20 protein-coding genes are annotated in these 18,680 nt (G+C 58.9%); 4 read left to right on the forward strand and 16 right to left on the reverse strand.

The genetic code is table 11. The features are described from left to right. Window positions 1-66 precede the first annotated feature (66 nt). Both NFR19_RS05600 and gluQRS read left to right on the forward strand, forming a co-directional pair. Complete coding sequence (locus NFR19_RS05600; RefSeq protein ID WP_251212807.1) at window positions 67-1,413, forward strand: phenylacetate--CoA ligase family protein; 1,347 nt, start codon at window positions 67-69, stop codon at window positions 1,411-1,413. Next, window positions 1,413-2,354 (forward strand): tRNA glutamyl-Q(34) synthetase GluQRS, encoded by a 942-nt coding sequence (gene gluQRS / locus NFR19_RS05605; protein ID WP_285813460.1) that lies wholly within the window; start codon window positions 1,413-1,415, stop codon window positions 2,352-2,354. Before NFR19_RS05600 ends, gluQRS begins: the two co-directional genes overlap by 1 nt. 20 nt (window positions 2,355-2,374) lie before the next feature. Here gluQRS and NFR19_RS05610 read toward each other — a convergent pair whose 3' ends face one another. Both NFR19_RS05610 and NFR19_RS05615 read right to left on the reverse strand, forming a co-directional pair. Next, complete coding sequence (locus NFR19_RS05610) at window positions 2,375-3,307, reverse strand: prenyltransferase (RefSeq protein WP_251212809.1); 933 nt, start codon at window positions 3,305-3,307, stop codon at window positions 2,375-2,377. Window positions 3,308-3,317: 10 nt separating this feature from the next. Next, on the reverse strand, window positions 3,318-3,881 hold the full coding sequence (locus tag NFR19_RS05615) for a hypothetical protein (protein ID WP_251212810.1): 564 nt from the start codon (window positions 3,879-3,881) through the stop codon (window positions 3,318-3,320). Between the two features lie 106 nt (window positions 3,882-3,987). On the opposite strand from NFR19_RS05615, the gene NFR19_RS05620 reads away from it, so the two are divergent. Further along, on the forward strand, window positions 3,988-4,380 hold the full coding sequence (locus NFR19_RS05620) for a hypothetical protein (protein ID WP_251212811.1): 393 nt from the start codon (window positions 3,988-3,990) through the stop codon (window positions 4,378-4,380). Between the two features lie 51 nt (window positions 4,381-4,431). Here the strand turns inward: NFR19_RS05620 and NFR19_RS05625 are convergent, their stop codons facing one another. The 3 genes from NFR19_RS05625 to nrdR are packed head-to-tail and all read right to left on the reverse strand — an operon-like array spanning window position 4,432 to window position 5,764. Further along, window positions 4,432-4,857, reverse strand: coding sequence for a hypothetical protein (locus NFR19_RS05625; protein WP_251212812.1), 426 nt, complete (start codon window positions 4,855-4,857; stop codon window positions 4,432-4,434). Window positions 4,858-4,866: 9 nt separating this feature from the next. Further along, entirely contained in the window at window positions 4,867-5,313 is a 447-nt protein-coding gene (gene dut / locus NFR19_RS05630) for a dUTP diphosphatase (protein WP_251212813.1), read from the reverse strand. 4 nt (window positions 5,314-5,317) lie between these two features. Beyond that, window positions 5,318-5,764, reverse strand: coding sequence for a transcriptional regulator NrdR (nrdR, locus tag NFR19_RS05635; protein WP_251212814.1), 447 nt, complete (start codon window positions 5,762-5,764; stop codon window positions 5,318-5,320). 128 nt (window positions 5,765-5,892) lie between these two features. Between nrdR and lexA the strand changes: the two genes are divergently transcribed. Beyond that, a complete protein-coding gene (gene lexA / locus NFR19_RS05640) occupies window positions 5,893-6,525 on the forward strand; it encodes a transcriptional repressor LexA (RefSeq protein WP_251212815.1) in 633 nt (210 codons plus the stop codon). Window positions 6,526-6,528: 3 nt separating this feature from the next. Here lexA and hflX read toward each other — a convergent pair whose 3' ends face one another. The 11 genes from hflX to rimO form a co-directional block, all read right to left on the reverse strand. After that, the gene (hflX, locus tag NFR19_RS05645) at window positions 6,529-7,809 is read right to left on the reverse strand and encodes a GTPase HflX (protein ID WP_251212816.1); all 1,281 of its coding nucleotides are present in this window, start codon (window positions 7,807-7,809) and stop codon (window positions 6,529-6,531) included. Window positions 7,810-7,813: 4 nt separating this feature from the next. After that, entirely contained in the window at window positions 7,814-8,746 is a 933-nt protein-coding gene (gene dapF / locus NFR19_RS05650) for a diaminopimelate epimerase (RefSeq protein ID WP_251212817.1), read from the reverse strand. Between the two features lie 24 nt (window positions 8,747-8,770). After that, window positions 8,771-9,700, reverse strand: coding sequence for a tRNA (adenosine(37)-N6)-dimethylallyltransferase MiaA (gene miaA / locus NFR19_RS05655; RefSeq protein WP_251212818.1), 930 nt, complete (start codon window positions 9,698-9,700; stop codon window positions 8,771-8,773). Window positions 9,701-9,704: 4 nt separating this feature from the next. Next, a complete protein-coding gene (gene miaB, locus NFR19_RS05660; protein WP_285813458.1) occupies window positions 9,705-11,063 on the reverse strand; it encodes a tRNA (N6-isopentenyl adenosine(37)-C2)-methylthiotransferase MiaB in 1,359 nt (452 codons plus the stop codon). Window positions 11,064-11,079: 16 nt separating this feature from the next. Beyond that, on the reverse strand, window positions 11,080-11,409 hold the full coding sequence (locus NFR19_RS05665; protein WP_285813459.1) for a stage V sporulation protein S: 330 nt from the start codon (window positions 11,407-11,409) through the stop codon (window positions 11,080-11,082). Window positions 11,410-11,531: 122 nt separating this feature from the next. Next, window positions 11,532-12,641 carry an ATP-binding protein gene (locus NFR19_RS05670; protein ID WP_251212820.1) on the reverse strand — a complete coding sequence of 370 codons (1,110 nt, stop codon included), beginning with the start codon at window positions 12,639-12,641 and terminating at the stop codon, window positions 11,532-11,534. Further along, window positions 12,625-14,187, reverse strand: a complete 1,563-nt coding sequence (rny, locus tag NFR19_RS05675; RefSeq protein WP_251212821.1) for a ribonuclease Y — start codon at window positions 14,185-14,187, stop codon at window positions 12,625-12,627. Before rny ends, NFR19_RS05670 begins: the two co-directional genes overlap by 17 nt. A gap of 167 nt (window positions 14,188-14,354) precedes the next feature. Continuing rightward, window positions 14,355-14,849, reverse strand: a complete 495-nt coding sequence (locus NFR19_RS05680) for a regulatory protein RecX (RefSeq protein WP_251212822.1) — start codon at window positions 14,847-14,849, stop codon at window positions 14,355-14,357. Window positions 14,850-14,851: 2 nt separating this feature from the next. Continuing rightward, the gene (gene recA, locus NFR19_RS05685; protein ID WP_251212823.1) at window positions 14,852-15,901 is read right to left on the reverse strand and encodes a recombinase RecA; all 1,050 of its coding nucleotides are present in this window, start codon (window positions 15,899-15,901) and stop codon (window positions 14,852-14,854) included. Between the two features lie 304 nt (window positions 15,902-16,205). Continuing rightward, entirely contained in the window at window positions 16,206-17,372 is a 1,167-nt protein-coding gene (gene pgsA / locus NFR19_RS05690) for a CDP-diacylglycerol--glycerol-3-phosphate 3-phosphatidyltransferase (protein WP_251212824.1), read from the reverse strand. Continuing rightward, complete coding sequence (rimO, locus tag NFR19_RS05695; RefSeq protein ID WP_251212825.1) at window positions 17,359-18,675, reverse strand: 30S ribosomal protein S12 methylthiotransferase RimO; 1,317 nt, start codon at window positions 18,673-18,675, stop codon at window positions 17,359-17,361. The genes pgsA and rimO overlap by 14 nt, the downstream gene beginning before the upstream one ends. Window positions 18,676-18,680: the final 5 nt, after the last annotated feature.

Below are 18,680 nucleotides of genomic sequence, written 5' to 3' on the forward strand. Positions count from 1 at the left end.
GGGATACCTATGGCAAACGATACGCAACGACGAGCCTGCTCGACTGAACTGCTCCGAAAAGGAGCCATGGTGGCTGCCGCTGAGGCGGGTCGCTTCGACGAGCTGCCTCTATTCGATCCTGCCGTTGAGACGATGCCGCGCGCGCAGCTGAGAGCATTGCAGCTTGCCAAGCTCAAAGAGCAGGTGGCCTACACCTATCAAAACGTGGCGTACTACCGTCATCGCATGGATCAGATGGGCGTGACCCCGGAGGACATCCGCACCTTGGAAGATATACGCAAACTTCCGTTCACTGATAAGAATGCGTTGCGCGATACGTATCCATACGGCATGTTCGCGGTCGATCTTGACGATATCATCGAACTGCATGCTTCGTCAGGAACGACCGGCACGCCCATCGTCGTTGGCTACACGCGGGCCGATATGGAAGTTTGGAGCGACTGCATCGCGCGTTTGGTGCAGATGGCCGGGGTCGTGCCCGGAGATATCGCGCAGATGGCGTTCGGCTATGGCATGTTCACCGGCGGGTTCGGTCTGCACTACGGTTTGCAGAAACTGGGGTGCGCCATGATCCCGGCGGGGTCGGGCAACACCGAGCGCCATATCAAGATGATCGAGGATTATGGCACCACGGTGCTCATCGCCACGCCCTCGTACGCGATGCATATCTGCGAGGTAGGGGAGCGTCTCGGATACGATTGGGAGCGCTCGAGCTTGCGCGTGGGCCTCTTCGGCGGCGAGCCATGCCCGCCTGCGCTCAAAGCCGAGCTGGAAGCGCGCATGCACATCGTCTGTACCGACAATTATGGACTCACCGAAGTGATGGGACCAGGGGTCTCGGGCGAGTGCTTGGCGCATCGATTCCAGCAGCATATCGCCGAGGACCATTTCCTGTTCGAGGTGGTGGATCCTGAAACGGGTGCACCGGTCGCAGAAGGGGAGCTGGGAGAGCTGGTGCTCACCCCGCTCGATAAGCAAGGCATCCCGGTGCTGCGCTATCGCACGCACGACCTGACGCGCGTCACCACTGAGTCCTGCGCGTGCGGGCGCACTCATGCGCGCATGGACAAGGTGCGCAGTCGTTGCGACGATATGCTCATCATACGAGGCACGAACGTGTTCCCCAGCCAAATCGAGGATGTGCTCGCCGGTATCGATGAGGTAACGCCGCATTACCGCATCATCGTGGAAACGCGCGGTGGCATGGATGCGCTCACGATCGAGACGGAACTGCGACCCGAGAAGATGTCCGATTCCTTCGCACAGATGGAGCAGATGCGCCGCGCTATCGCCGACAAGCTCAAGAGCACCTTGCTCGTAGGAGTGGATGTGCGTTTGGTTGAACCCGGAGGGATCGAGCGCACCGCAGGAAAAGCGAAGCATATCGACGATCGGCGTCACTGCGACGCATGATGCCGAAACGAGGAAGATTCGCGCCTTCACCAACGGGGCGATTGCATGCAGGTAATCTCTTCGCCTATCTGATGGCATGGCTGGACGCGAAGTCAACGGGAGGTCTGATCGTGCTGCGCATCGAGGATCTTGATGCGCAGCGCTCGAAACCCGCCTTCGCCGATCAGTTGATGCGCGACCTTGAGCAGGTTGGCCTGACGTGGGAGAGGGGACCGATCTATCAAAGCCAGCGCACGGAGGCCTATCAAGAGGCGTTTTCTCGCCTTTCGCGAGCAGGGCACCTCTATCCGTGCTTCTGCACGCGTGCCGAAGCGAACGCGCAAGCAGCGCCTCATCGCGGCGAGGGAAGCTCGTACACCGGAGCATGCCGTACGCTCAGCATACGTGAGCGGCGCGTGCGGCGCGAGGCGCTCGCTGCTTGCGGGCGTGCATCCTCGTTTCGCCTTGCCATGGAGGATGGCTGCATGCGTTTCGATGATCTCTTCCAGGGAGAGCAGGTCATTGATATGCATGCGGGTGCTGATGACTTCATCGTGCGACGGGCAGATGGCGGCTTTGCCTATCAGCTTGCCGTTGTTGTCGACGATGCTGATGAGGGCATCGATTCGGTGGTGCGCGGATGCGATCTATTGCCATCGACAGCAAAGCAGATACATCTCCATCATCTTCTCGGCACGCCTACTCCCACCTATGGTCATATCCCGCTCTTCGTTGCTGACGATGGGCGCCGCCTTGCCAAGCGCGACCATGATGCCGCTTTCGACGAGATGATGCGAACGTATCGCACGCCTGCTGCGCTGATGGGGCACCTTGCATTCAGGGCGGGCATCCTCGACGAAGACGTTCCCGCGATGCCCGATGAGCTGGTGAAGGTATATGACCCAGCAACACTGCGAAAGCGCTATCGAAACCAGCACGCGATCACCTTCGCGATGCTGTAGTGTTGCCTGACCTTCATACCCTAAAGGGTGAGCGTGATACCGCTCGCGAAAACAGCCGCCGCGAAGAATGCACCGAACAAGAGGTTGGCAGAGCAGATTTGCCCCATGGCCTGCACGCGCACGGCGGGCGTGCACGGATTGGCCCAAAGCGCGTTGAACGGCGCATGAGCGGCAAGGAGCAGGAAGGGCACGACGATGATGCCGGGGGTATACCAGAGAGCCACGATGACGGTAATGCTCGCGAGCCATATGATCAATAAGCTGCGATAGAGCACACGTGAGCGCTGACGGTTAAGGAGCACGGGCAATGTGCGCCTGCCGGCCATGCGATCCTTCTCGATATCGCAGGTATTGTTCGTCAACATGATGAGCGCGATGCCGATGATGAGGGGGATGGACCAGACGAGCACGAGGGGCTCGAGCACCCCGGTGAGGACCTGATAGCATGCCAAGGGGAGCAAACCACCCATGACGACGCCGCTCACCGCTTCGCCAACCGGTGCGTATGAGAGCGGTGTGCGCCCTCCTGAATAGAAAACGATCGCGAGCGCTCCCACAAAAGCGATGCAGAGTGGGATCCATCCTGCGAGCATGATGCAGTACACGCCGAGCGCAAGCGCCACCATCATGCACGCCAGAGCAAATGCGAGCACATGAGCGGGGCATACGTTGTGGTACACGAGCACCGCATCGCTTTCCTCCACGTTATCGTCAGCGCTATCCGCACCCTTGATGAAATCGAAGTAGTCGTTGAGCGCATTGACCGCCGATTGCGCGAGCACCGCAATGGCGAGCAGAACGCATGCAGAGAGCGCTGAGAGCGCGGAGTTGGTCCGTGCAGCGAATGCAACCGCTGCCAACACCGGCATCAGAGATGCAGGCCACGTATGAGGCGCTGCAAGCTGGATCATCAACCGTGGCGTCAGATGCGCCCGAGCGCGTTCGCTGCTCATGTAGCGCCGCTCAATTCGACAGCAGAGCCGCTGCGATGTCGTCAGAGGCATCCGACACCGGCATCCACACGTTGTCGGTCTTCTCGAACGTGATGGTGATGGGGTCGGTATCGCGCACATCCACGCCCTCGAGCGAAGTGAGGATAGCCTCTCCGAACGCTTGGTCCAGCTCATCGGTTGTCATGGTCGCGATCTGCTGATCGGAGCCAAGCGCCTCGGCCTGCGCTGCAAGAGCGGCCTCGTATCCCGAGAAGCTCTTGCACCGCATCACGACAGTGGCCACAGCGGTATCTTCGTCAACCTCCACGCTGGTGATCTCATAATCGAATCCATCAAGATACGCCTTCATGAAATCGGCCATGGAAACGCCGTATTGCGAGAGCGAGTCGATGTCCATCCGAGCCGCGAAATTGGCCGTCTCGGAACTGTCGGGATTCTTATAGCCATCGAGGCGCTTCGCGATCGAGCTCTCGATAGCCTCTTCGTCAGTCTGATGCGAACAGCCACTGAGCACTATGCACAGAGCAAGCGCACAGAGCCCGAAGAACCGTATTCGCTTTCCCGGTACCGTCATACCATGCTCCTTGATAGCTTTGTCACACAGCACGATACGCGAAGTGCGCACTACTGTCCAACCGACACCGCGCAAGCGGGTATAATCGCACCGAAGGAGGTGCACCATGATGAAGCTAGGCGCCGAACTCTCGCGGATCATCAACAGGCTCGATGGCGATGCGGCGAAGTTCATGTCGATAGCGCTGAACAACGAACGTTACCGGGAAGCAGTGCATGCGATATGGCCGGACGCCGCAGCTGCGCGCTTGATCCTTGAGGGGACGAACGGGTTCTATGTCCGCGAGGACACTGCGCCGCGCAAGGGGCCTGACAAGGACACGCCGTATATGGTCTGCGTCGTCTGCGCGTCTGATGCGCTCATCCGCTCGGAGCTTGATACGCATCGGGAGCTTTTGCACCTGAAGCTTCGTCAGCTCGGCATTGAAAGCGAAGAGTTGCGCATCGTACCAGCGCGTCGCGGCATGAAGGCGAGGCATCCGTTTCGCGAGGAAGTCTAACTTTACATAACATCTATTATCAGCTTTTTATGGAACTGCAGCCGCACGGCGCTAACCCCATACCGAACTTGATGCTGACGATGAACCCTGCTGCGCTGCGCCGAAGCGCTCGGTCAGCTGCTGTATATCACCGCTTTGGATGACGTCCATCATGATCGGAAACATGAGTATGAGATACACCACGTTAGCGACCATCGCGCCAAGGCTCACGAAGACCGCGATGCGCGTTTGCGTGCGCAGACGGCTTGCCATGAAGGTCGGCTCATCCATGAGCAAAAGCGCCATCCGCACCTTCGATTGTGCGACGAGCGCGCAAATGAGAGCAGCACCGCTCAAAAGGACGCCCCCGATGATGAGCGACACAGGAGACGCGATCAACGCGATGGTGGTCAGCGTTTGCGCAGACGCAAGGTTGCGACTGGCTATCTGAGCCTTTTCCTCTTCGGTTGGTGTGGGTGTCTGTTGTTCGTCGGGCATGGAAGGCTCCTACTCAATCCCGCTGCTGCCGAATCCGCCGTGTCCGCGGTCGGTCTCATCAAGCTGGTCGACCACCGTGAGCGCAACGAGAGGAACGGGCATGATAACAAGCTGTGCGATGCGCATGCCGCGCTCAACGAGGAACGCCTCATGCGCGTCGGTGTTTTGAAGCGATACCATCATCTCGCCGCGGTAACCGCTATCGATCAGCCCCGGACTATTCGGCAACGTGATGCCGTGCTTGCTCGCAAGGCCACTGCGGGGCAGCACCAGCCCCGCATAGCCTTCAGGGATGGCCAACGAGAACCCGCAGGGCACGATGGCGCGCCCATGGGGCTCAAGAAGACATGTTTCGGCAGCCCGCAAGTCAAGTCCAGCATCCCCAGCATGGGCATAGGCGGGCAACGCGATATCGTCGCGCAGGCGCTTGATGGGCACCGTGATGGATGAAGTCATGGGACTATTCCAGACCTTTCAGTGCAGAGCTGAATTCCTCGGCGTCTTTGAAGTCTTTGTACACGCTTGCGAAGCGGATGTAGGCAACATCATCAATGCCAGCCAAGCGCGCGAGCACCATCTCGCCGAGATCCTTGGAATGCACCTCAGCAGTTCCCGACATGCGCAACGAGCTTTCGATATCGGTGATGATGGCATCGATGCGGTCAGGGTCGACGGGACGTTTCGCGCAAGCGATCAAAAGACCACGGAAGAGCTTCTGACGATCGAACGCTTCGTGCGAACCGTCCGATTTGAGAACAATCAGAGGACGCTCGCCAAGGCGCTCATACGTTGTGAAGCGGTTTTGGCAGCGCAAGCACTCGCGCCGACGTCTGATCGCGCTGCCTTCGTCTGCAGAGCGCGAATCTATGACCTTCGATTCCTCATACCCACATTCCGGACAACGCATATCATGTTCCTCTCTTCCCTTGTTTCCATGATAGCGGATTGCGCATTTTTTTCTTGCTAGAACCAATGTTCGCGGTTATAATTCCGAACAAAGGTTCTTTACGTGGGCCAAGGATCAAGGAGGCTCCTGTGAGCGCGAAGATCACGAAGCGGCAGCAAGCGGTGCTCGACAATATCGAGAAGCATATCCGCGAGAAGGGGTTCGGGCCTACCGTCCGCGAGGTGTGCCAAGATCTCGGTCTGTCCTCGCCTTCCACGGTGCATGTCCATCTCAAGGCCCTCGAAGAGAAGGGCTATATCAAACGAGATCCGCTGAAATCGCGTTCCATATCGCTCACGTATGCGCTCAACGATGCTCCTGCCACCATCCTGACGCCGGAGTTCGGCAAGGTGGTCAGCGTTCCTCTTGTGGGGGACGTGGCAGCCGGCATGCCTATTCTTGCCGAAGAGAACATCACCGACCAAATAGCTCTGCCGACCGATATCGTCGGTGATGCGCCCTCGTTTGCGCTTTCGGTGCACGGTGATTCCATGGTTGAAGCCGGTATCAACGACGGCGATTACGTGGTAGTGCGCGAGCAACCCACGGCCGACAACGGCGAGATCGTCGTCGCTCTCATCGGTGATGGCGCTACGGTCAAGCGCTTCTACAAGGAGAAGAATCGCATTCGCCTTCAACCGGAAAACTCATCCATGGAGCCCATTTTCGTTGACGATTGCCTCATCGCAGGCAAAGTGGTGGCTGTGTTTCGACGCATCTAAACTTCAGTTCGCTCTTTCGTAAGGGCTGAAAGCGGGCATCAGCCCTGCTGGTACGCGCACTTCGAGAACCGTTCCCTCTACGGTGTGCTCTTCTGAGAGTATGCGGCAGCGTTTATGGGCAAGCGAGACCACCTCTCCCCTTGTGTACGGGATTAGCACTTGCATAACGGTGTCCGCAGCCGCAGCAGCCGCTGCAACGCGGCCGATCAAGGCTTCGCACCCGATTCCGGTCGCAGCCGACACCTGTACCGCATGTGGATGCCTCAGCGCGATGACCTCACGCTGTTGAGCACTGAGCAGATCGCTCTTATTGAACACCTCGATCCGCGGTATCGTTTCAGCACCAATCTGGCCGAGTATCTCGTCGACCGCTTCGACTTGCATGAGATGATCTTCTGACGAGGCGTCGATGACATGCAGGATCATATCGGCGTGCGTGATCTCTTCAAGAGTCGACTTGAAGGCTTCTACGAGCGTGGTCGGCAGCTTCTGAATGAAACCAACAGTATCGCTGATCGTGATCTCTCTGCCCTCGGGAAGAACGAGACGGCGCGTGGTGGAGTCGAGCGTGGCGAACAGTTTATCGTCTGCGTACACCTCAGCAGCGCAAAGCCGATTCAGCAGGCTTGACTTGCCAGCATTGGTATATCCCGCCAGCGCTACCTTGAAAATGCCGCTCTCGTAGCGGCCTTCTCGCTGCACAGAACGAATGCGCTCGAGATGCGCGAGCTCTCGCTTGATGGAGGTGATGCGCTTGCGCACCATACGGCGATCAACCTCAAGCTGGCTCTCCCCTTCTCCAAACCGCGATCCCACGCCGCCGCCCATACGGTTCGATGCGAGATGCGCCCACATACCGCGCAGCCGAGGATAGAGGTATTCGTTTTGCGCCAACTTCACCTGAAGGCGCCCTTCACGCGTCTTGGCATGTAACGCGAAGATATCAAGGATGAGCGCCGTGCGATCCATCACCTTCACATCGCGCCCCACGATGCGCTCCAGGTTCGACTGCTGCGAAGGGGTCAGCTCGTCATCGAAGATGACCACATCAGCGTGCAAGGTCTCCGCCATCTCGGCTATCTGCGCTGCCTTGCCGCTGCCGACAAACGTTTTCGGATGAGGCGAGGTCATGCGCTGCGCTGTCGTGCCTACCGTATCGGCGCCCGCGGTATCCGCCAATCGCGCTAATTCCGCAAGCGACGTCTCGACCGGATAGGCGCTTGCCGCCTGCTCGATGCCGACAAGAACAGCGCGTTCGCGCTGCTGATGAGATATCGGATGCATGGGTTCATTTGTCATAAGCGCTCAGATCGACGGTACCGGTATACGCACAGGCCGCCGGACCGGTCATTTCCACCTCGCCATCATCAAGCCACGCTATGCGCAAGGTGCCACCCAGCAGATGCACCTCGTTTTGCTTGCTCGTCCCCTGTGTCAGAACCGCAGCAACCTGAACGGCGCAGGCGCCCGTTCCGCATGCGAGCGTTTCCGCGCATCCTCGTTCAAACACGCGCATCGCAATACCGGTATCGGTCATCTCAGCGAATTCGATGTTCGCTTTCTCCGGGAATGCTGGGTGCGATTCGAAGAAGGCGCCGATCTTGGCAACGTCAAGGCTTGCAAGGCATCGTGAGGTAGGGTCGACAAACGCATCTGCGGGCATATCATCAAAGGAGTCGATGAAGCAGACCGCATGGGGATTTCCCATGGATACGCATGTGAACGCAAACGTCCCCCACGGGGAATCAAGGGGCATCTCACGCACGTAGGAGCGCCCATCAGGAGCGACCGCGCTCGCAGCGCTTGCCACCGGAATCTCGGCAGGCTCAAGAATGGGCACGCCCATCCTCACGCTCGCCTGTGCGAGCTTCCCGGCTGCATCGCGCGTGAAACGGATACGGCGCGGTCCGGCCATGGTATCGGCGATGAATTCATCGGCCTGCTCATCAAGGTATCCATGATCCACCAGAAACTTGGCGAAGCACCGCACGCCATTGCCGCACATCTGCGCGAGCGTTCCGTCCGCATTGATGTAGTGCATGTAGCCCGCGCATTCCGCGCGCGGGGACGGCTGCACAACGATGACGCCATCCGCCCCAATGCCGAAATGTCGATCGCAGAGACGCGCAACGTGCCGCTCAGTGAGCGAAACGTCGCTTTTCATGCCATCGAACATCACGAAATCGTTGCCCAGTCCGTTCATTTTTGAAAAAGCGGTCATCTCTAGAGCTCCTTGCTTGTCGTGTCAGCTCGCTTCATCTGCAAAAACGCGCAGCGCTTCATCGAGCATGCGCTGCTGGTCGTTCTCCGTTCCCTCGATCCAGTGGATGCGCTCATCGCGCCTGAACCAGGTACGTTGCCGTTTCGCATAACGCCTGGTAGCGCGCTTCACGTCGTCGAATGCCTCATCAAGGCTGATCGTTCCCTCAAGGGCAGAGACGATCTCCTTATAGCCTATCGCAGCAGGCGCGGTCAAGCTGTCGCGAAAACCATGATGGAGAAGGTCTTCCACCTCTCCAACGAGCCCCGCTTCCCGCATGCGATCGACTCGGCGCTCTATCCGCTCGTTGAGAACAGCGGGATCGACGGCAAGCCCCACGATGCGCGCTGGCACGACTTGGGGGATGCTCTTGAGCCTGCTCACCTGATCCGCGTAGCTCACGCCTTCATGAGCCATCTCAAGCGCACGGATCACCCGCTTGGCGTTATGCGGGTGGATCGCATCAGCACTGCGTGGATCAAGTTGACGCAAGCGCTCCCAGAGAGCATGCGGACCGTGCGTTTCGAGAAACGCCTGGTAAGCCTCCCGCTGCGGATTGTCCGCCTGCTCTCCCGCAGGAAACTCATACCCATCAAGCGCAGCGCGCACGTAAAACCCCGTGCCGCCAGCTAAAACCGCGCGTTTCCCCGCATCTGCTAGCAACATGAAGGTGCGACGCGCATAGCGTTGGAACAGCGCCGCAGAATACGGTTCGTTCGGCTCGACCAGATCGATTCCATGATGGGGCACGAGGCGCTGTTCTGGAAGCACTTTGCCGGTCCCGATGTCCATGCGCTTGTACACCTGCATGGAGTCAGCGCTGACCACCTCGCCATCCAGCGCAAGTGCCACCGCTTGCGCTAAGTCAGACTTTCCCGAAGCGGTCGACCCGACGATGCATGCTATCGGGCGCATAGGATCATCCACGCATGACCTCGCCAGAAAGGTACCAGGTCTTCGTCTCGTCGATCCGCACGGGCACGATGGTGCCGATGAGCTGCTCGATATCCAGATCATCCGGCAATGCGGCATGCACGGTCTGATTCTGGGGGCTTTTCCCCGCCAAGACGCGCGCATCGCGTTTCGAGACGCCTTCCACGAGTACCGCAAGGGTGCGTCCCTGAGCTGCTCTGTTGAAGCGATACGCCTCTTCTTGAACGAGCGCGACCAGCCGATCGAAACGCTCTTGCACGATTTCGCGCGGCAGCGTATCTCTCATCTGCGCCGCTGGCGTTCCGCTGCGTGGCGAGTAGATGAACGTGAAAGCCTGAGAAAAACCTACCTGACACACCATCTCGCAAGTAGCTCCGAAATCCTCTTCGGTTTCGCCCGGGAACCCGACGATGATATCGGTCGAAAGCGCAAGAGATGGACAAGCCTGTTTGAGCTTCGCTATCAGCGAGAGATAGTGCGCGCGCGTATAAGAGCGGTTCATGGCTTGCAGGATGCGATCGGATCCCGACTGGAACGGAAGATGCAATGCTGGCATCAACGAGCGCAGATCGGCGAAGGCGGCAATGACCTCATCGCTGAGATCTTTCGGATGGCTGGTGACGAAGCGCAAGCGCTCGATGCCGGTCGCGTCGATGCGCTGCAGCAGTTCGGCGAAACGGGGTGCCCCATAACGGTCGCGCCCGAACGAATTCACATTCTGCCCGAGCAAGGTGATCTCCTTCACGCCTGCATCGACGTAGCGCTGCGCCTCGGTCACCACATCCTCGATCGTTCGCGACCGTTCACGCCCGCGAACATATGGCACGATGCAGTAGGAGCAGAAGTTATCGCATCCCGTCATGATGGGAAGCCATGCCGCCCAAGCATGCTCTCGCTTTGTCGGGAGATCGGTCGAGAACGCATCCGCCGTATCAGAGGTGTCGCTTTGCCGGACGCGATCGGAAAGGCATCGCTTGAGCATGCCTGGAAGGGATGCGAGGCTGTGCGTGCCGAAGACGACGCTCACATGAGGAAAGCGCGTCAAGAGCTCGTCGCCATCGCGCTCCCCGATGCAGCCTCCTATCGCGATGATGCGCTGGGCAAGAGGCGAGCCGGTGCGCACGGGCACATTCTTGCATGACGCGATCTGACCGAAAAGACGCACTTCTGCGGCCTCCCGCACGCAGCACGTCATGAAAACGGCAATATCCGCCTCTTCGAGAGTCGGTACATGAACAGCGCCAAGCGCTTCGAGCATGCCGCTCACGCGTTCGGCATCATGCTTGTTCATCTGACATCCGAACGTCAGAACGCAATAGGTACAATCGTTGAGACTCACCGTCATTGAGCGCCGTGCGTCGTTAGGAATTAGATTCCTGATCGGAGATGGGAGCAGCCGCTGTAGTGGCTTTACGCTCGACCGCGAACCGGATGGCGGTGCGGTATTCCCCATCGATAACGATGTCGGCAAAGGAGGGCACGCAGGCGATCTCAATGCCGACCGGGGAGAGGAAGCCACGCGATATGGCAATAGCCTTCACCGCTTGGTTGACCGCTCCGGCGCCCACCGCCTGGATCTCAACAGGAGAGCCATCTTTGATCATGCCGGCAATGGCGCCAGCAACGGAGGCAGGGGATGATTTCGAGGATACCTTAAGGCAGCCGATCTCAGGTTTCTGGTCGTTAGCCACGTGCGTTCCTTGTCCGTTTCGTGAGCATTTCTTGTGCGTTCATACTCTCTGCGCGCATGCCGCGCATGCCGTCGGAACGTCAATTCTACCGTTCAACAGGCGGTTTCGCAAATAAAGCGCCGTTAGTCCTCTTCAACGAGCGGGATATCAACGCGAAGCACCCCATCGACCACGTGAGCGGTCACCGGCACATCCGATCTGAGGAAGTACTTTGAAGCCATCTCATCGAACGCAGCGCTCACCTGATCGGCGAACACGGTCAGATCCTCTCCGGCAAGCTTGCGGGTGGAAAGCGTTGGCTTTCCCGACTTGAGCCGACGCTTCGTCGGAGCGTCGCGCTTCGATTGCGGGAGCGCTTCTGCGCTGATGCGCTCGAACAGCGTTTCCGGAGGCGCGATCTGGCCATCCATGATGCGCCGAGCTGACCGCGCTGAGAGAAGAAGACCTAGCCCTGATGCCAGCTGTGCGAACTCTTCGGGGTCGGTGGCAAGCGCAAGGCGCTGCACGAGCTTGCATTCGGCCCCGTTTCGTCCGAATGCGCGCGCCACTGGGCTTATGGTAGCCGCTCCGAATGCAGCGAGAGCGGCAGCGATCTCGGTAACGCTCCCATAATGCACCTGCACCGTGTCCTTGTGCTCGAGGGCGAACTCGGTTGTCGTGCGCACGATATTCTTAGGTCCGCGCATCACCAGAGCGTTATCAACCACCTCGAACGCAGGAAACGTCGATTGATCCCTCTTCTCTGTGAGGTGGTGCATATCCGCGCTCACAGAGATGGCGGTTCCGCCTCCCAAAACGGTATCGACGACACAAGCTTCCTGTGCATTCACCCGAATGGAATAGAGCGCCATGCCACGGCCATGCAGGCCCCAGCGATCCATATTGGCGGTATCGAGCTTCGAGGTGACACGCGGCTCGAAGATGCGATCGCGCATATCGTCAGGAATGCCGCATCCATCATCGATGACGATGATGGAGCGCACCTGCTCGCTTCGCTGCGTTGCCAGAAAAACGTGACTGGCACCCGCATCGCGCGCGTTGCGGAGCAATTCGATGACGATATCCTCCGACGAACGAATATCCTGAGCGGCCTGACGCTTCTCGGCTTCGCTGGTTTTCAGTCGCACAAAACCGTGGCCGAACTCGCAGTCTATGCGAAGGTTATCGTCTCCGATCGCATCCTCAATGAACGAAGCGAGCTGTGCGGATGCGTCGTTATTTCGCGTAGTCAATGGCGCGGCTCTCGCGGATGACGACAACCTTCACCTGGCCAGGGTACTGCGTCTCGGTCTCGATCTGATGGGCGATATCATGCGCGAGAACCACCGCTTGCGCTTCATCAACCACCTCAGGCTCAACCATCACGCGCACTTCCCGACCCGCTTGGATAGCGAACGTGCGCTCTACGCCCTCATAGCTGTTTGCAATCTCTTCGAGCTTCTCCAAGCGCTTGATATAGGCATCGAGCGTCTCCTTGCGCGCGCCGGGACGCGCGGCGGATATGGCATCAGCGGCCTGAACGAGCACATCGAGCACGGTGTTGGGTTCAACATCCTCATGATGTGCCTCGATAGCATGCACGATTTCCGGCTTCTCGCCATAACGACGCGCCAGATCGGCACCGAGTACCGCATGGCTGCCGTCCACCTCATGGTCGACCGCTTTGCCCAGATCGTGGAGAAGACCAGCGCGTTTTGCCGATACAGGATCAAGGCCGAGCTCGGAGGCCATCACGCCCGCAAGATAGGCGACCTCAAGCGAGTGATTGAGGACGTTTTGCCCATATGAAGTGCGATAGAGCAACCGTCCCAACGTGTTCACCAGTTCGGGATTGAGGTCATGCACGCCAGTATCGAAAGCAGCCTGCTCGCCCGCCTCGTGTACGCGCTGGCTCACCAGCTTCACCGCTTTATCGTACATCTCCTCGATGCGTGCGGGATGGATGCGCCCGTCAGCGATCAGGTTCTCCATGGTAACGCGCCCGATCTCACGACGAACCGGGTCGAAGCATGAGATGGTCACGCACTCCGGTGTGTCGTCGATGATGAGATTGGTGCCGGTAAGCTGCTCGAACGAGCGGATATTGCGTCCCTCGCGACCGATGATGCGGCCCTTGAGGTCATCGGAGGGGATATGGATGGTCGTTACCGTGGACTCAGCCGTATGATCGGCTGCAACACGCTGAATGGCAAGGCTGAGGATCATGCGAGCTTTCTTGTCAGCTTCGGCCTTCGTGCGCGTTTCAGCCTCACGGATGATGGCTGCCGACTCATGGGTCACCTCGTCGCGAATGGTATCGAGCAGCTCCATCTTCGCTTCTTCGGGCGACATGCCTGCGACCCGCTCGAGCTTCTGGTTCACATCAGCTTCGGCTTCGGCAACCTTGCGTTCGCGGCTCTCTACTTGACCTTGAAGCGATGAGATCTGATGCTCGCGAGAATCGAGCGACTCGCTCCGGCGATCAAGAGACTCTTCACGCTGCGTCACGCGGTTCTCAGCAGCGCGTATCTCATTGAGCCGCTCCTTGTTGTCAGCATCGACTTCCTGCTTGTAGCGCAGGGCTTGATCTTTCGCTTCCAATTCTGCTTCGCGACGCATGTTTTCAACACGGCTCTTCGCGTTCTCGATCATCTCATGCGCGTCGCTCTCCGCCTTTTTCTTCACGGATTGCGCTTCGTCTGCCGCCCGAGAAGCTGCGGACCTAGTGACAATGCGCGCGATGACGATGCCGAGAGCGATTCCGATAACCGCCGCGATCGCTATGAGTAGGATCTCCACGGTATGCTCTCCCTTCTTGCACGTCCCTTCGGAGGTGCGCTTGGTATATAAACAAAAAGTCGGCTAAAGCCGACATGAGCAAAAGCACGCAAGCGCAAGCGTACGACACTGTTTGATTGTCTCTATATCAAGCGCACGCGGCGCACATTTGCTCAAATCTTGTTTGATTATACCCCATTATCACGCTGTTCCATCCAGAGGGATACCGCTTTGGATGCGATATCTCCACGATAGCCCTTTGCAAGGAGCTTGCGAAACGCTGCAGCGCGCGCATCCCGAGCGCGGATCGGGTGACGCGAGAGGATATCGTACGCCGCCTCGATGTGCGCATGCTCTCCTGCATCCTGGTATGCCTGATATGCTTCAAGGTCATCGATGTCTAAACCAAGCGCCGCGACTTCTCGCTTCGCGAATTCCATCCCCTTTCCAGCAAGGGCATGAGAGCGCACGAGACACTCGGCGTACCGCACATCATCGATAGCGCCAACCCGCTGCGCTTTCTGGAGAGCAAACTCAATGGCGTCGGAAGAAAACCCGGCGTCGGAGAGCTTCTTGCGCATCTTCAACGATGATTGCTCCGCCGCGCTCGCGCACCGCAGCACCTTGGCGAACGCGGCATCTTGCTGCTCGGTTGCGCCGAGCGTCTCGATATCTACCTCCATGGCTACTTTCCGTCTTTAGGAGCAGGTTGTGCCGAATCCCCTGCCAGATCGGTTTCGATGAGGGGAACATCGAAACTCTCCCGCACCTTAGCCTCTATTTCGTTGCGCAATTCAGGGTTATCGTGGAGCGTTTGCTTAGCCGCTTCCCTTCCCTGCCCAAGACGTTCTTCGCCATAGGTGTACCACGAACCGCTCTTTTTCGCCACGCCGCAATCGACGGCCATATCGATGATGCAGCCCTCACGGGAGATACCCTCACCATACATGAGATCGAACTCAGCTTGACGAAATGGCGGCGCTACCTTGTTCTTCACGATCTTCGCGCGCACGCGATTGCCGACCGCCTCTCCACCAACCTTGATCGATTCGATACGACGAATATCGATGCGCACGCTTGAGAAGAACTTGAGCGCGCGGCCGCCGGTTGTGGTCTCCGGGTTGCCGAACATGACACCGATCTTCTCGCGAAGCTGATTGATGAAGATGCACGTGGTATTCGATTTGGAAAGCGAACCTGCCAGCTTGCGGAGCGCCTGAGACATGAGACGTGCTTGAAGGCCAACGGTAGTATCACCCATCTCGCCTTCTATTTCCGCGCGGGGCACCAATGCCGCCACCGAGTCAACCACAACGCAATCGACCGCACCCGAGCGAACGAGCATATCGCATATTTCAAGCGCCTGTTCGCCAGTATCGGGCTGAGAGATCAGCACCTCGTCGATATCAACGCCCAATCGTGCAGCGTACACAGGATCGAGCGCATGCTCTGCATCGATGAACGCAACGATGCCCCCTAATGCCTGAGCCTCAGCAAGGATTTGGAGTGCGAGAGTGGTCTTGCCGCTTGATTCGGGGCCGTATACCTCGATGATGCGCCCGCGAGGAACGCCACCGATGCCGAGCGCGACATCGAGCGGCAGCGCGCCGGTGGGAATGACGCCGAGCGAGAGATCGGCTCCGCCCTCCCCTAGCTTCATGATGGAACCGCGGCCGAATTTCTTTTCGATTTGGTCGGTAGTGCTCTTGAGCAACTCTTCTTTTGATTGACCCATGGTGCGCTCCTTGCATCTCGTACGTTTCCGGTGCGTTCGCGTACGTATGGTACACGAACATTTGTTTGACCGTCAAGAGGAATCGGTCTGATTGCTAGACGATGCCCCTTGACCCATCGTAGCGCTCCGTTCTGGCGCATCCGCCTCACGATCTGCCTGCTCGATCCTCTGAGAATTGCACTGCATCGCTGGCTTGCTCGCTCATGCACTCGAACGCAACACCGACACGACCGCATTCGTATCACCCATGCGAACCAACGCGCATCTGATCTCGCTCTTATCTACATCGAGCGCCGCTCATACCTCAGCGCTCAAGAAGAGCATCATGGAGAGCGCGGAGGGCATGATAGGTGGTCGCAAGGCGAACGTGATCGCGGTCGCCCTCGAGATGAAGCTCGTGAGCCACGGTATGCTCAGCGCCGCAGACCGCAAGGCACACCGTGCCCACCGGTTTGCTCGGTTCGGCCCCACCAGGCCCAGCGATGCCGGTCACCGCCACAGCCAGATCAGCGGTCAGCAACGAACGCGCGCCCTGAGCCATCTGCACCGCTACCGGGATGCTCACGACGCCTTCAGTGGAAAGCGTGCGCGCATCAACGCCAAGCACGCGCTCCTTCGCCTGAATCGCGTAGCTGGCCACCCCACCTTGAAACACGGCCGAGCTCCCCGGTACGCTCGTGAGCGCGCACGATATCATACCGCCGGTCAAGCTCTCCGCAGTAGCAAGGCTCACCTTGCGCTCGCGCGCATCGCGAATGAGCGCGCAAGCAAGATCGCTCACCTCATCCTCTCGAATATCATCCGTTCCCGCGCGCGCCCCCTCATCGGAAAACGCCGCCGCGCCAAATCCGAGCAGATGGCGCGCTTGAGCGATGTAATCGAGCATAGAGATGATGGTGAGCGCCAGCGCGATCAGCATCACCAGCCATGAGGTCAGGTAGAGCGGATCATGAAGGGCGTCATCGGCGTTGGGAAACGAGATGCTATCCTTCACCAAGAACAGCACGATGGCCACAATCTGCGCAACCGTCTTCGCCTTGCCGTACCAACTCGCTGCGATCACTTCGTGCTTGCTCGCCGCTATCATCCGGACACCGGCAACGATGAACTCGCGCGTCAAGATGATCAAGACGGGCCACGATGGCAACACTTGCAACTGCACCAATGCAAGCAACGCCGCCGCTACCAAGATCTTATCGGCAAGCGGGTCCACGAATTTGCCAAAATCGGTCACCTCGTTGCGCTTCCGCGCCAAGTAGCCATCGAGCCAATCGGTGCACGATATGAACACGAACACCGCCGCAGCAACAAGCGATTTGACGTCATCGTTGATCACTGCGCGCAGCCCGAGCCAATCGGGCCAGGGGCTGAGCAGCGCCACCACGAACACGGGAACCAAGCAGATCCGCGCGAGCGTCACCATGTTGGCTGGCATGAGCAGCTGGCTTTTCTGGGAGTTAGCTCGATTCATGGCGCACCGAGCCCTCCATATCGTAGAGTAGCGTATCTTCTATCATCACTTTGACAAAGGAACCCACATCACCGGCATCTACGTAGGTGACGCCGTCCACCTCGGGCGCCTGCTGTTGCGTGCGGCCGAACAGCTGGCCATCCTCTTCGACCCCTTCGATCAAGACGCGCTCGACATGCCCGCAACGTTGCGAGACGGCATGCGCGCTGGCTGCATCGGCTGTGTCGCGAAGCACCTGCGCGCGCCTTTCCTTCTCATCCTCGCTGAGCTGGCCCTCAAGGTGGAACGCCTCAGTGCCCTCTTCACGCGAATACGGAAAAACGCCGACATAATCGAAACACCCTGATGCAGCGAAATCGAGCAGTTCATCGAACTGCGCTTCGGTTTCACCGGGAAACCCGGCGATCAGCGTCGTGCGCAGCGTAACGTTGGGCACCTGCGTGCGAATATGGTCAGCAAGCTGCTCGAAGCGCTGGCGGTCTCCACCGCGACGCATGGCACGCAGCAGAGAAGCGTCCACATGCTGGATGGGCACGTCCAGATATGATGCGATGTTCTCATGCGTGGCGATGGTCTCCAAGAGGCGATCGGTGACCCCATCTGGCTGCACGTACATGATGCGGAACAACGTCTCAGGATGCGCATCGGCAAGCGTAGCTAAGAGCCACGCGATATCATGCCTCTCCCCCAGATCGGCGCCCCAACGACCGGTATCCTGCGCCACGAGGACCACCTCACGGGCCCCCGCCTCGATCGCAGCGCGCACATCAGCCGCGATGTCGTCGAAGGGAAAGCTGTGGTACGCACCTCGAATATCGGGAATGGTGCAATACGCGCAGCGCCGATCGCACCCATCGGATATCTTCACGTAGGAAAACACCGGTGCGTCCGCCGCCGCAGCAACGGCACGTACCTGCTCACATGGCGCTGCGGGCATTGCCCGATCCACCGCCTCAACGATGCGAGACTCATCAGCGCAGGGCACGAAGGCGGCCGCCTCGGGCAGTTCCCGTTCAAGCTCAGCACCGTATCGTGCCGGCATGCACCCAGCGACCACGACAGCGCCGCGCCCCTCGACCACCTGAGGCAGCTCAAAAGCTTCGAGAACTGCCTGAATGCTCTCTTCGGTGGCAGCCTGGATAAACGAGCAGGTGTTGACAACGACCACATCCGCAGCTGCCGCATCATCGCAAAACGTATAGCCCGCCGCACTCAAACGACGTCGCATCTTCTCGGAATCCACCTCGTTCTTCGCGCACCCGAGCGTGCACAGGCAGACGACCCCGCGGCCATTCCCAGCCAAAGCCC

Origin of the sequence: Adlercreutzia murintestinalis (assembly GCF_943192905.1) — a bacterium.
Taxonomy (GTDB): Bacteria; Actinomycetota; Coriobacteriia; order Coriobacteriales; family Eggerthellaceae; genus Adlercreutzia_A; species Adlercreutzia_A murintestinalis.